At 64.4% G+C, this 13,963-nt stretch carries 11 protein-coding genes, 1 tRNA gene and 1 pseudogene; all 13 read left to right on the top strand.

Translation table 11 applies throughout. The features are described from left to right. The coding region (locus EV671_RS25780; protein WP_472978369.1) for an EF-Tu C-terminal domain-related protein at nucleotides 1-95 on the top strand (95 nt) is incomplete at its 5' end. 14 nt (nucleotides 96-109) lie between these two features. Continuing rightward, a tRNA-Trp gene (locus tag EV671_RS25775) sits at nucleotides 110-185 on the top strand. Between the two features lie 156 nt (nucleotides 186-341). Then, nucleotides 342-728 (top strand): preprotein translocase subunit SecE, encoded by a 387-nt coding sequence (secE, locus tag EV671_RS25770; RefSeq protein ID WP_132576769.1) that lies wholly within the window; start codon nucleotides 342-344, stop codon nucleotides 726-728. A 15-nt stretch (nucleotides 729-743) separates the two neighbouring features. Next, nucleotides 744-1,319, top strand: a complete 576-nt coding sequence (nusG, locus tag EV671_RS25765; RefSeq protein ID WP_132576768.1) for a transcription termination/antitermination protein NusG — start codon at nucleotides 744-746, stop codon at nucleotides 1,317-1,319. A gap of 223 nt (nucleotides 1,320-1,542) precedes the next feature. Further along, complete coding sequence (gene rplK / locus EV671_RS25760; protein WP_132576767.1) at nucleotides 1,543-1,977, top strand: 50S ribosomal protein L11; 435 nt, start codon at nucleotides 1,543-1,545, stop codon at nucleotides 1,975-1,977. A gap of 1 nt (nucleotide 1,978) precedes the next feature. Further along, nucleotides 1,979-2,689, top strand: coding sequence for a 50S ribosomal protein L1 (gene rplA / locus EV671_RS25755; RefSeq protein ID WP_132576766.1), 711 nt, complete (start codon nucleotides 1,979-1,981; stop codon nucleotides 2,687-2,689). Between the two features lie 268 nt (nucleotides 2,690-2,957). Next, complete coding sequence (gene rplJ / locus EV671_RS25750; protein WP_132576765.1) at nucleotides 2,958-3,485, top strand: 50S ribosomal protein L10; 528 nt, start codon at nucleotides 2,958-2,960, stop codon at nucleotides 3,483-3,485. A 51-nt stretch (nucleotides 3,486-3,536) separates the two neighbouring features. Further along, nucleotides 3,537-3,917 carry a 50S ribosomal protein L7/L12 gene (gene rplL, locus EV671_RS25745; RefSeq protein ID WP_025564475.1) on the top strand — a complete coding sequence of 127 codons (381 nt, stop codon included), beginning with the start codon at nucleotides 3,537-3,539 and terminating at the stop codon, nucleotides 3,915-3,917. 350 nt (nucleotides 3,918-4,267) lie between these two features. Then, nucleotides 4,268-8,389, top strand: coding sequence for a DNA-directed RNA polymerase subunit beta (rpoB, locus tag EV671_RS25740; RefSeq protein WP_132576764.1), 4,122 nt, complete (start codon nucleotides 4,268-4,270; stop codon nucleotides 8,387-8,389). 11 nt (nucleotides 8,390-8,400) lie between these two features. Further along, a complete protein-coding gene (gene rpoC / locus EV671_RS25735; protein WP_132576763.1) occupies nucleotides 8,401-12,618 on the top strand; it encodes a DNA-directed RNA polymerase subunit beta' in 4,218 nt (1,405 codons plus the stop codon). Between the two features lie 306 nt (nucleotides 12,619-12,924). Then, nucleotides 12,925-13,233 carry an IS66 family insertion sequence element accessory protein TnpB gene (locus EV671_RS25730; protein ID WP_132576762.1) on the top strand — a complete coding sequence of 103 codons (309 nt, stop codon included), beginning with the start codon at nucleotides 12,925-12,927 and terminating at the stop codon, nucleotides 13,231-13,233. Beyond that, complete coding sequence (gene tnpB / locus EV671_RS25725) at nucleotides 13,230-13,571, top strand: IS66 family insertion sequence element accessory protein TnpB (RefSeq protein ID WP_132576761.1); 342 nt, start codon at nucleotides 13,230-13,232, stop codon at nucleotides 13,569-13,571. Before EV671_RS25730 ends, tnpB begins: the two co-directional genes overlap by 4 nt. A gap of 92 nt (nucleotides 13,572-13,663) precedes the next feature. Then, nucleotides 13,664-13,963: pseudogene (locus EV671_RS27930) on the top strand (hypothetical protein); the annotation flags it as partial.

The following is a 13,963-nucleotide window of genomic DNA, read 5'->3' as shown; positions in this document are numbered from 1 at the left end:
TCGCGCCGATCGCGATGGAGCAGGGCCTGCGCTTCGCCATCCGTGAAGGTGGCCGCACCGTCGGTTCGGGCGTCGTCGCCACGATCCTCGAGTAAATTTGAAAGGCCACAGGGGCATAGCTCAATTGGCAGAGCGTCGGTCTCCAAAACCGAAGGTTGGGGGTTCGAGACCCTCTGCCCCTGCCAACAGTCGCTGATCACGACGGTTGGTTTCCTGGCTAAACAAGCATCGGCCCGCGAGAGAGATCTCGGCGGGCCTTGCTGCTGATGGCTACAAGCCGTGGCAGCTTTTGAAAAGCCGCAAGGGATCTCGAATCCGGCGCGGCGCGTGAAAGACAAGTGATGGCGAATCCTCCCCAAGTCGAGACCGTGACCAGCGGCGCCGACAAGGCCAAGCTGGCCGCTGCGGTGCTGCTGCTGATCGGTGCGCTGGCGGCCTACTACGGCCTGTCCAAGCAAGGCGCGCTGGTGCAGTGGGCCTCGCTGATCGTGCTGCTGGCCGCCGGCGTGGCGGCCTTCTTTATGTCCGAGCACGGCAAGGCGCTGATCGCCTATGGCCGCGACTCGTCGCGCGAAGTCAAGAAGGTCGTCTGGCCGACCCGCAAGGAGGCCACCCAGATGACGGGCTATGTGTTCGCCTTCGTCGTTGTCATGGCGCTCTTCCTGTGGATGACCGACAAGACGCTCGAATGGGTGCTCTACGACCTGATCCTGGGCTGGAAGCGCTGATCGCAAGGAATCCGAATGTCTGAAGAACAAGTCGTCACGACCGAAGCCCCGGCGGGCCTGCCCAAGCGCTGGTACGTCGTCCATGCCTACTCGGGCATGGAGAAGGCCGTCGAACGCAATCTGCGCGAGCGCATCGACCGTGCTGGCATGCAGGACAAGTTCGGCCGCATCCTGGTGCCGACCGAAGAGGTCGTCGAGCTGAAGAACGGCAAGAAGGCCGTCACCGAGCGCCGTTTCTTCCCGGGCTATGTGCTGGTCGAGATGGCGATGGACGACGAGTCCTGGCACCTGGTCAAGCACACGTCCAAGGTGACGGGCTTCGTCGGTGGTGCCAAGAACCGCCCGGCGCCGATCTCGGAAGCCGAGGTCATGAAGATCGTCAACCAGATGCAGGAAGGCGTCGAGAAGCCCCGGCCCAAGGTCGAGTGGACGGTCGGCGAGGTCGTGCGCGTCAAGGAAGGCCCCTTCACCGACTTCAACGGCTCGGTCGAGGAAGTCAACTACGACAAGTCCAAGGTCCGCGTCTCGGTCACGATCTTCGGCCGTGCCACGCCGGTCGAACTGGACTTCGCCCAGGTCGAGAAAGTTTGACGAGCCGGTAGGCTCGTCAAACTTCGCCGCTGCCCCCAAGGGCCCAAGGCAAAGTCTGACGCGCTAGAATTTCGGGTTTGGTCGGCGTCCCCAACGTCGGCCCGTGACCAGTCTGCAACGAGAGGCGGACAAGAGGAGCAAAGGTAAGAGCGCGAGCTCGAGTCCGATGCGCTAGCACTCAGGTTCCCAGGCGAGGCCGCCCGGGAGCTGGATTGGAGAAATCATGGCCAAGAAAATTGTCGGCTTCATCAAGCTGCAAATTCCGGCCGGCAAGGCAAATCCTTCGCCGCCGGTGGGTCCCGCGCTGGGTCAGCGTGGCCTGAACATCATGGAGTTCTGCAAGGCGTTCAACGCCCAGACTCAGCAAGGCTTCGAGCCTGGCATGAAGCTGCCGGTGGTCATCACCGCGTTCGCAGACAAGAGCTTCACCTTCATCATCAAGTCGCCCCCGGCGACCGTGCTGATCAAGAAGGCGGCCAAGATCGAGAAGGGTTCGCAGCGCCCCCACCTGGACAAGGTCGGCAAGCTGACCCGCGCCCAGCTGGAAGAGATCGCCAAGATCAAGACGAAGGACCTGACGGCCGCCGACATCGACGCCGCTGTCCGCACCATCGCCGGCTCTGCCCGCTCGATGGGCATCATCGTGGAAGGGGTCTGACATGGCCAAGCTCACCAAGAAGCAAAAGGCGCTGGCTGGCAAGGTCGAATCGACCAAGCTGTACGCCCTGGGCGATGCCCTGGACCTGGTGAAGAGCCTGGCCTCGGCCAAGTTCGATGAGTCCATCGACGTTGCCGTACAGCTCGGCATCGACGCCAAGAAGTCGGACCAGGTCGTTCGTGGCGCCGTCGTGATGCCCAATGGCACCGGCAAGACCAAGCGCGTCGCCGTCTTCGCCCAAGGCGCCAAGGCTGAGGAAGCCAAGGCCGCCGGCGCCGACGTCGTCGGCATGGAAGACCTGGCCGAGCGCGTCAAGGCGGGCGACATGCCCTTCGACGTGGTCATCGCCTCGCCCGACACGATGCGTGTCGTCGGTACCCTGGGTCAGATCCTGGGCCCGCGCGGCCTGATGCCCAATCCCAAGGTCGGCACCGTGACCCCGGACGTCGCCACTGCCGTCAAGAACGCCAAGGCTGGCCAGGTCCAGTTCCGCGTCGACAAGGCCGGCATCATCCACGGCACCATCGGCCGCCGTTCGTTCGACACCGACAAGCTGGAAGGCAACCTGCGCGCGCTGATCGAGGCCCTGAACAAGGCCAAGCCGGCGTCGAGCAAGGGCATCTACCTGCGCAAGGTCGCCGTGTCCTCGACGATGGGCGTCGGCGCCCGCGTCGAAATCGCTTCGATCAACGCTCAGGCCTCCGCAGCCTGATGCACTGAATCTGTCCGGGGCGAGTCTGGCCCCGGGCAACAAAGATTGGTGGGGCGCCGCTCGGAAAACCGAGCGGCGCGTCATCCAAGACCGCTGGTGGAGACCCCTTAAATCGAAGTCGCCGATTCGTCGGCGGCAGAGAACCAGCGCAGATGGCGGTCCCGCTGAAAGAAGTCCGTTCCTGACGTGTTTCTTATCAGATGGTCGCTGAATCCCTGGCGCTCCCGACGGCCGCAAGGCCCGAGAGAGCAAATGTGAGGAGTAGACCTTGAGTCTCAATCGCAACGAGAAAGCAGCCGTCGTGACCGACGTGGCAGCGCAAGCCGCCAAGTCGCAAACGCTCGCGCTGGCCGAGTACCGTGGCCTCACCGTGGAAGCCTTGAACAAGCTGCGCGTCGACGCGCGTGCCAAGGGTGTCTATCTTCACGTGCTGAAGAACACCTTGGCCCGTCGCGCCGTTGCCGGCACCCCGTTCGAGGCGGCCTCGGAGAGCATGGTCGGTCCGCTGATCTACGGCTTTTCTGAAGACGCTGTCGCGGCTGCCAAAGTCATCGCTGACTTTGCCAAGACCAACGACAAGCTCGTCATCAAGGGCGGTGCCTACGGCGGCAAGGCTCTGGACGTGAACGGCGTGAAGGCGCTGGCATCCGTCCCGAGCAAGGAAGTGCTGCTGTCGCAAATCGCCGGCCTGCTCAAGTCGCCGGTGCAACGCACCGCGGCCGTGCTGGCTGCCCTGGCTCAACAGCGTGGTGGTGGCGCCGAAGCCCCTGCCGCCGCTGAAGCTGCCGCGGCCTGATCGACGAACAACGCGTACCCACGCAAACCATCTGTTATTTAGGAACACATCATGGCATTCGATAAAGACGCTTTCCTGACCGCCCTGGACAGCATGACCGTCCTGGAACTCAACGACCTGGTCAAGGCAATTGAAGAGAAGTTCGGCGTGTCCGCCGCTTCGATGGCTGCTCCGGCCGCCGGTGGCGCTGCTGGCGGCGCTGCTGCCGCTGCCGAAGAGAAGACCGAGTTCAACGTCGTCCTGACCGACGCCGGCGCCCAGAAGGTCGGCGTCATCAAGGCCGTCCGCGAAATCACCGGCCTGGGTCTGAAGGAAGCCAAGGACCTGGTCGACGGCGCTCCGAAGAACGTCAAGGAAGGCATCTCCAAGGCCGACGCCGAAGCCGCTGTCAAGAAGCTGGTCGAAGCCGGCGCCAAGGCCGAGATGAAGTAAATCGGCTCGGCGGGCCTGTCCCGCCGACCGGGTCTGGTTCGCCAGATTCAAAGAAAGGGGTTGCCTTCGGGCTTCCCCTTTTTCGTCTTTGCGGGTTTGTCCCGTAGAGAACAGTTGAAAGAACCGCGCGAGGTATGATGCGCGGTTCTTTCACGTGTTCTCTGATCCGACTGCAGAGAACCAGTTTGGTCGGACTTTGGCAAGCCTTCGACGCGAGGCCAGAGTTGTCCGCCAGCGGTTGGTAGTGGCCAACCACCAAGCTAGGCAGCCGCCCGTCCTGGGCGCGTGAGCCAGCCAGTCGCCGACGCGATGCGTCCCACGGCCGGGGACGCATTCGACACGGAGTGTTTATGGCGCAAGCAACCCCCTACAGCTATACCGAGCGCAAGCGGATCCGCAAGAGCTTCGGCAAGCGCGAGAGCGTTCTCAACGTTCCTTACCTGCTCACGATGCAGAAGGACAGCTACGTGGCCTTCTTGCAGAAGGACGTGGCCCCCGCCAAACGCAAGCCCGAAGGGCTGCAGGCGGCTTTCCTTTCGGCGTTCCCGATTGTTTCGCACAACGGTTTCGTCGAGATGAAGTTCCTCGAGTTCAACATCGCCAAGCCGCCGTTCGACACCCGTGAGTGCCAGCAGCGGGGGTTGACCTACGCCGCCGCCGTGCGTGCGCGCCTGCAGATGATCATCTATGACCGTGAATCGCCCCAGGCGAAGACGGTCAAGGAGATCAAGGAGCAGGAGGTCTACATGGGCGAAGTGCCCCTGATGACCGACTACGGCAGCTTCATCGTCAACGGTACCGAGCGCGTCATCGTGTCGCAGCTGCACCGTTCGCCGGGCGTGTTCTTCGAGCACGACAAGGGCAAGACGCACTCGTCGGGCAAGCTGCTGTTCAGCGCCCGCATCATTCCCTACCGTGGTTCCTGGCTGGACTTCGAGTTCGACCCGAAGGACATCCTGTACTTCCGCGTCGACCGCCGCCGCAAGATGCCGGTCACCATCCTGCTCAAGGCCATCGGCCTGAACCCCGAGCAGATCCTGGCCCACTTCTTCGTCTTCGACAACTTCCGCCTGATGGACGTCGGCGCGCAGCTCGAATTCGTCGCCGACCGCCTCAAGGGTGAAGTCGCCCGCTTCGACATCGTCGACAAGAGCGGCGCCGTCATCGTCGAGAAGGACAAGCGCATCACCGCCCGCCATGTGCGCCAGCTGGAGCAGTCCGGCACGCAGCACATCTCGGTGCCGGAAGACTTCCTGGTCGGCCGCGTGCTGGCCAAGAACATGATCGACGCCGACACCGGCGAGATCATCGCCAAGGCCAATGACGAACTGACCGACGCGCTGCTGAAGAAGCTGCGCGCCGCCGGCGTCAAGGAAATCCAGTGCCTGTTCACGAACGAGCTGGACGAAGGCGCCTACATCTCGCAGACGCTGGCCTCCGACGAGACCGACAGCCAGCTGGCTGCGCGCGTGGCCATCTACCGCATGATGCGCCCCGGCGAGCCGCCGACGGAAGACGCGGTCGAGGCGCTGTTCAACCGCCTGTTCTACAGCACCGACACCTACGACCTGAGCCGCGTCGGCCGCATGAAGTTCAACGCGCGTGTCGGCCGTGACACGCCCGAGGGCAACATGAACCTGTCCAACGAGGACATCCTTGACGTCGTCAAGATCCTCGTCGAGCTGCGCAATGGCCGCGGCGAAGTGGACGACATCGACCACCTGGGCAATCGCCGCGTGCGCTGCGTGGGCGAACTGGCCGAGAACCAGTACCGCTCGGGCCTCGCCCGCATCGAGAAGGCCGTCAAGGAGCGCCTGGGCCAGGCCGAGACCGAAGCCCTGATGCCGCACGACCTGATCAACTCCAAGCCGATCTCCGCGGCGTTGAAGGAGTTCTTCGGTGCGTCGCAGCTGTCGCAGTTCATGGACCAGACCAACCCGCTGTCGGAAATCACGCACAAGCGGCGTGTTTCCGCCCTGGGCCCGGGCGGTCTGACCCGCGAGCGTGCCGGCTTCGAAGTCCGCGACGTGCACCCGACCCACTACGGCCGCGTCTGCCCGATCGAAACGCCTGAAGGCCCGAACATCGGCCTGATCAACTCGCTGGCGCTGTTCGCCCAGCTCAACGAGTACGGCTTCCTGGAGACGCCTTACCGCCGCGTCGTCGACGGCAAGGTCACCGACCAGATCGACTACCTGTCGGCCATCGAGGAAGGCAAGTACGTCATCGCCCAGGCCAATGCGACGCTGGACGCCACCGGCGCGCTGACCGACGAGCTGGTCTCCGCCCGTGAGAACGGCGAATCGGTGCTGACCTCGCCCGAGCGCATCCAGTACATGGACGTGGCGCCGACGCAGATCGTGTCGGTCGCGGCCTCGCTCGTGCCCTTCCTGGAGCACGACGACGCGAACCGCGCGCTGATGGGCGCCAACATGCAGCGTCAGGCCGTGCCGGTGCTGCGCCCCGAGAAGGCCTTCGTCGGTACGGGCGTCGAGCGCGTCGCCGCGAAGGACTCGGGCACGGTGGTCGCGGCTCGCCGCGGCGGCGTGGTCGACTATGTCGACACCAACCGCATCGTGATCCGCGTGAACGATGACGAGACCGTGGCCGGTGAGGTCGGTGTCGACATCTACAACCTGATCAAGTACCAGCGAAGCAACCAGAACACCAACATCCACCAGCGCCCCATCGTGCGCCGTGGCGACAAGGTGGCGGCCGAGGACATCATTGCCGACGGCGCCTCCACCGACATCGGTGAACTGGCCCTGGGCCAGAACATGCTGGTCGCGTTCATGCCGTGGAACGGCTACAACTTCGAAGACTCGATCCTGATCAGCGAGCGCGTCATCGCCGAAGACCGCTACACCTCGATCCACATCGAGGAGCTGGTGGTCAACGCGCGTGACACCAAGCTGGGCGCCGAGGAAATCACCCGCGACATCCCCAACCTGTCCGAGCAGCAACTGGGCCGCCTGGACGAGTCGGGCATCGTCTACATCGGTGCCGAGGTGAACCCGGGCGACGTGCTGGTCGGCAAGGTCACGCCCAAGGGCGAGACGACGCTGACGCCGGAAGAAAAGCTGCTGCGCGCCATCTTCGGCGAGAAGGCTTCGGACGTGAAGGACACGTCGCTGCGCGTCGACCAGGGCACGAGCGGCACCGTCATCGACGTGCAGGTCTTCACCCGTGAAGGCATCCAGCGCGACAAGCGCGCCCAGCAGATCATCGACGACGAGCTGAAGCGCTACCGCCTGGACCTGAACGACCAGCTGCGCATTGTCGAGAGCGACGCCTTCGACCGTATCGAGAAGCTGCTCAACGGCAAGATCGCCAACGGCGGCCCGCAGAAGATCGCCAAGGGCACGAAGATCGACAAGGACTACCTCGCCTCGGTCGAGAAGTTCCACTGGTTCGACATTCGCCCGGCCGAGGAAGAGGTCGCCAACCAGCTCGAGTCGATCAAGAACGCGCTCGACCAGACCCGCCACAGCTTCGACCTCGCCTTCGAAGAGAAGCGCAAGAAGCTGACGCAGGGCGACGAGCTGCCCGCCGGCGTGCTGAAGATGGTCAAGGTCTACCTGGCCGTCAAGCGTCGCCTGCAGCCTGGTGACAAGATGGCCGGCCGTCACGGCAACAAGGGTGTGGTGTCCAAGGTCAACCCGATCGAGGACATGCCCTACATGGCCGACGGTACGCCCGCCGACATCGTGCTGAACCCGCTGGGCGTCCCGTCGCGGATGAACGTGGGTCAGGTGCTGGAAGTGCACCTGGGCTGGGCCGGCAAGGGCATCGGCCAGCGCATCGGCGACATGCTGCAGCAGCACTCCAGGGTGGCCGAACTGCGCAAGCTGTTCGACGAGCTCTACAACCAGAGCGGCGGCAAGACCGAGAACATCGACGAGCTGTCCGACACCGAAGTGCTGGAGATGGCCGAGAACCTCGCCAAGGGCGTGCCCTTCGCGACCCCGGTCTTCGATGGCGCCAAGGAAGAGGAAATCCGCGGCATGCTGAAGCTGGCCTACCCGGAGGACATCGCCGCCAAGAAGGGCTTGACCGAGACGCGCACCCAGGCCTGGCTGTGCGACGGCCGTACCGGCGAGCGCTTCGAGCGCCCGGTCACCGTCGGCTATATGCACGTGCTGAAGCTGCACCACCTGGTGGACGACAAGATGCACGCCCGTTCGACCGGCCCGTACTCGCTGGTCACGCAGCAGCCTCTGGGCGGCAAGGCCCAGTTCGGCGGCCAGCGTTTCGGCGAAATGGAAGTCTGGGCGCTGGAAGCCTATGGCGCGTCCTACATCCTGCAGGAAATGCTGACGGTGAAGTCCGACGACGTGAACGGCCGGACCAAGGTCTACGAAAGCATCGTCAAGGGCGAACACGCCATCGAAGCGGGCATGCCCGAATCGTTCAATGTGCTGGTCAAGGAAATCCGCTCCTTGGGCATCGACATTGAACTGGAACGCAATTAAGGAGCAGATGCATGAAGGGACTACTCGACCTTTTCAAGCAATTCACCCCCGATGAGCATTTCGATGCCATCAAGATCGGCCTGGCGTCTCCGGAGAAGATCCGCTCCTGGTCGTTCGGCGAGGTGAAGAAGCCCGAGACCATCAACTACCGCACCTTCAAGCCCGAGCGTGACGGCCTGTTCTGCGCCAAGATCTTCGGCCCGATCAAGGACTACGAGTGCCTGTGCGGCAAGTACAAGCGCCTGAAGCACCGCGGCGTCATCTGCGAGAAGTGCGGCGTTGAAGTCACCCAGACCAAGGTGCGCCGCGAGCGCATGGGTCACATCGACCTGGCCGCGCCCTGCGCCCACATCTGGTTCCTGAAGTCGCTTCCCAGCCGTCTGGGCCTGGTGCTCGACATGACGCTGCGCGACATCGAGCGCGTGCTGTACTTCGAAGCCTATGTCGTCGTCGACTCGGGCATGACGCCGCTGAAGAAGTTCTCGATCATGAGCGAGGACGACTATGACGCCAAGCGCGTCGAGTACGGCGACGAGTTCATCGCGCTGATGGGCGCCGAGGGCATCAAGAAGCTGCTGGAGGAGATGGATCTCGACATCGAGATCGACCGCCTGCGCAACGACATGACCGGCTCCGAGCTCAAGGTCAAGAAGAACTCCAAGCGCCTGAAGGTCATGGAGGCCTTCAAGAAGTCCGGCATCAAGCCGAACTGGATGGTGCTGGACGTGCTGCCCGTGCTGCCGCCGGACCTGCGTCCGCTCGTTCCCCTGGACGGTGGTCGCTTTGCGACTAGCGACCTGAACGACCTCTACCGTCGCGTCATCAACCGCAACAACCGCCTGGCCCGCCTGCTCGAGCTGAAGGCCCCTGAGATCATCGTGCGCAACGAAAAGCGCATGCTGCAGGAAGCCGTCGACTCGCTGCTGGACAACGGCCGCCGCGGCAAGGCCATGACCGGCGCGAACAAGCGTGCCCTCAAGTCGCTGGCCGACATGATCAAGGGCAAGAGCGGTCGCTTCCGTCAGAACTTGCTGGGCAAGCGCGTCGACTACTCCGGTCGTTCCGTGATTACCGTGGGCCCGTACCTGAAGCTGCACCAGTGCGGCCTGCCCAAGCTGATGGCGCTGGAGCTGTTCAAGCCCTTCATCTTCAGCCGTCTCGAAGCCATGGGCATCGCGACGACCATCAAGGCTGCGAAGAAGGAAGTCGAATCCGGCACGCCGGTGGTCTGGGACATCCTGGAAGAGGTCATCAAGGAGCACCCGGTCCTGCTGAATCGCGCGCCTACGCTGCACCGCCTCGGCATCCAGGCCTTCGAGCCCGTGCTGATCGAAGGCAAGGCCATCCAGCTGCATCCCCTCGTCTGCTCGGCCTTCAACGCCGACTTCGACGGTGACCAGATGGCCGTCCACGTGCCGCTGTCCATCGAGGCGCAGATGGAAGCCCGCACGCTGATGCTGGCCTCCAACAACGTGCTGTTCCCGGCCTCGGGCGAGCCCTCCATCGTGCCGTCGCAGGACGTGGTGCTGGGCCTGTACTACGCCACCCGCGAGCGCACCAACGGCAAGGGCGAAGGCCTGATCTTCTCGGACATCCCCGAGATCATCCGCGCGCTGGAAAACGGTGCCGTGGAAATCACCGCCAAGATCAGCGTTCGCCTGACCGAGTGGACCAAGAACAAGGAAACGGGCGAGTTCGAGCCCGAGACCAAGCTCGTGGACACCACCGCCGGCCGCGCCCTGCTGTCCGAGATCCTGCCCAAGGGCCTGCCGTTCTCGAACATCAACAAGGCGCTGAAGAAGAAGGAAATCTCGCGTCTCATCAACACGAGCTTCCGCAAGTGCGGCCTGAAGGAGACGGTCGTGCTGGCCGACAAGCTGCTGCAAAGCGGCTTCCGTCTGGCCACGCGCGCCGGCATCTCGATCGCCATCGACGACATGCTGGTGCCCGCGCAGAAGCACACGCTGATCGAGCGCGCCGAGAGCGAGGTCAAGGAGATCGAGCAGCAGTACGTCTCGGGTCTCGTGACCGCCGGCGAGCGCTACAACAAGGTCGTGGACATCTGGGGCAAGGCCGGTGACGAAATCGGCAAGAAGATGATGGACCACCTGAAGGTCGAGAAGACGATCGATCGCCACGGCAAGTCCGTCGATCAGGAGTCCTTCAACTCGATCTACATGATGGCCGACTCGGGTGCCCGCGGTAGCGCGGCCCAGATCCGCCAGCTGGCCGGCATGCGCGGCCTGATGGCCAAGCCTGACGGCTCCATCATCGAGACGCCGATCACCGCGAACTTCCGCGAAGGCCTCAACGTTCTGCAGTACTTCATCTCGACGCACGGCGCCCGCAAGGGTCTGGCCGACACGGCGCTGAAGACCGCGAACTCCGGCTACCTGACGCGCCGTCTGGTCGACGTGACCCAGGACCTGGTCGTCACGGAAGACGATTGCGGCACCGACAACGGCATGGCCATGCGCGCCCTGGTCGAAGGCGGTGAAGTCATCGAATCGCTGCGCGACCGCGTCCTCGGCCGCGTCGCCGCGATCGATGTCGTCCACCCCGAGACCCAGGCTCCGCTGCTGGGCGCCGGCAACATGCTCGACGAGGACGTCCTCGACCTGCTGGAGCAGGCCGGTGTCGACGAGATCAAGGTCCGCACGCCGCTGACCTGCGGCACGCGCTTCGGCCTGTGCGCGAAGTGCTATGGCCGTGACCTCGGCCGTGGCGGCCTGGTCAACGTCGGTGAGGCCGTCGGCGTCATCGCCGCCCAGTCCATCGGCGAACCCGGCACGCAGCTGACGATGCGTACCTTCCACATCGGCGGTGCGGCGTCGCGCGCTGCGGTGGCCTCGAGCGTCGAAGCCAAGTCGGACGGCATCATCGGCTTCAACGCCACGATGCGCTACGTCACCAACGGCAAGGGCGAGCTGGTCGTGATTTCCCGCTCCGGCGAGATCATCATTGCCGACCCGCACGGCCGCGAGCGCGAGCGCCACAAGGTGCCTTACGGCGCGATCCTGAACATCAAGCCCAGCCAGGTCATCAAGGCTGGCCTGGTGCTTGCGAACTGGGACCCGCTGACCCGCCCGATCATCACGGAATTCGCCGGCCAGGCGAAGTTCGAGAACGTCGAGGAAGGCGTGACCGTCGCCAAGCAGGTGGACGAGGTGACCGGTCTGTCGACCCTGGTCGTCATCGACCCGAAGCGCCGCGGCGCCGCCAAGGTCATCCGCCCGCAGGTCAAGCTGCTGGACGCGCAGGGCCACGAGGTCAAGATCCCCGGTACCGACCACTCGGTGGCCATCGGCTTCCAGGTCGGCGCGCTGATCCAGATCCGCGACGGCCAGGAGCTGCTGCCCGGTGAGGTGCTCGCCCGCATCCCGGTCGAAGGCCAGAAGACCCGTGACATTACCGGCGGTCTGCCGCGTGTGGCGGAACTCTTCGAAGCCCGTTCGCCCAAGGACGTCGGCGTGCTGGCCGAGCAGACCGGTACGGTGTCCTTCGGCAAGGAGACCAAGGGCAAGATCCGCCTGCAGATCACCGACCCGGACGGCAAGGCCCACGAGGAACTGGTGCCCAAGGAAAAGAACATCCTGGTGCACGAAGGCCAGGTGGTGAACCGCGGCGAGCTGATCGTCGACGGCGCGGCGGACCCGCAGGACATCCTGCGCCTGCTGGGCATCGAGGAGCTGGCCCGCTACATCGTCGACGAGGTGCAGGACGTGTACCGACTCCAGGGCGTGAAGATCAACGACAAGCACATCGAGGTGATCGTTCGCCAGATGCTGCGCCGCGTGGTCATCACCAACCCGGGCGATACGCACTACATCCTGAACGAGCAGGTCGAGCGCTCGGAGCTGCTGGACACCAACGACCGCATGCGCAAGGAAGGCAAGACGACCGCCACCCACGCGGACGTGCTGCTGGGCATCACCAAGGCCTCGCTGTCGACGGACTCCTTCATCTCCGCCGCGTCCTTCCAGGAAACGACCCGCGTGCTCACCGAGGCTGCCATCATGGGCAAGCGCGACGAGCTGCGTGGCCTGAAGGAAAACGTCATCGTCGGCCGCCTGATCCCGGCCGGTACCGGCATGGCCTTCCACGAGGCTCGCCGCGCCAAGGAAGCCATGGACGACGCCGAGCGCCGTGCCATCGCGCTGCAGGAAGCCGAAGAGCTGGCTGCCGCCCAGATGGCCGGTGTCGACGCCGGTGACGCTGCGGCCGAATAAGCCCGCGCGTCAGAGCCCCCTCAAGCCGCCCCGGCGTCAGCCGCGGGCGGCTAATGAGATGGTCACCCCATCTCGTGTTTGCCCCGAACACCCCGGTGACATAAGTTGCCGGGGTGTTCTTCTATGTGGCGGAGGTCACCATGGACTCTGTGACGCTGGTCGGCATCGACCTGGGCAAGCTCTCGTTTCACCGTAAACGTTCCGGGAACCCATCTTCCGGATAGCCGGCGAAGCTGAGAACCTTGCATCCGGAATGACAACGGACGAAGCGAGGCGAGGATGGACCGAGAGCGGTTGGAGCGGTGCTTGGCGCAGGTGGCGGCCTATAAGGCATCGGGCCTGAAGGCCAGCGTGTGGGCGCAGGCCAATGGGGTCTCTATTCGAGATCTGTCGAGCTGGTGTGCACATGCACAGCGCTGGCAGGCGCGACTGGACGGTGTGGAGGTGGCCAAGCCTGGGCCCAAGGTTGACGGTTTCGTCGCCGCGCGATTGCCAGTCGCAAGCGCCACGACGGTGCGCATCGAGTTGCATGCCGGCTCGACACGCCTGGAGCTGCACTGGCCTGTGGCGAATGCGCGAGAGCTTGCCGCGTGGCTGCGCGAGGTCGGCCGATGATTCGCATCGACATGATCTGGCTGGCGCTGGGCGTGAGCGACCTGCGCGGGGGCATCGACATTCTTCTGGCGCAGGTATTGCGCAGCTTCGCCCAAGGGGCCCAAGCACATCATGCGTACGTGTTCGCCAATCGACGCGCCGACCGGCTGAAGGTGTTGGTCTATGACGGGGCGGGCATGTGGCTGTGTACACGCCGCCTGCAGGCGGGCGGCTTTGTCTGGCCCCGGGACGAATCAGGCGCGCTCGAACTCACACGTGAGCAGTTCGACTGGCTGGTCGCGGGGTTGCCGTGGCAGCGTCTGAGTGCATCCCTCCCTCAGCGAATTACGGCGAACTGATGCGCCGGGGATTCGACGCCGGATGTTGCGCCGCTGTCCATTGGCGCAATACAGCATTCCCTCGCACGCGCGCGCGAGGGAAGATGGCCGCAATGCTCCAAGACACGGCCCCAACGACCCGCGAAGCGGCTCCCAGCGATGCTGGCGAGTCGGTGCTCGTGTCGCGCGAGATGTTGGAGCGGCTGCAAGCCGAACTGCAGTTCGAGAAGACCAGGAACGCGGCGCTGAACATGGAAGTCGCGCGGCTGAAGCGTTGGCGCTTCGGCTCGTCCAGCGAGAGCCTGGATTGCACGACGCAGGCCGTGCTGTTCGACGCCCTACTGGCCGACACCCTGCTCGAGGACATCGCGGGACAGCGTGCGCGCCGCGGCGTGCCGCCAACACCGCCGGCC

It is taken from the genome of Roseateles saccharophilus, from assembly GCF_004342485.1.
GTDB lineage: Bacteria > Pseudomonadota > Gammaproteobacteria > Burkholderiales > Burkholderiaceae_C > Pelomonas > Pelomonas saccharophila.
This window is presented reverse-complemented; position numbering and strand designations above follow the sequence as displayed.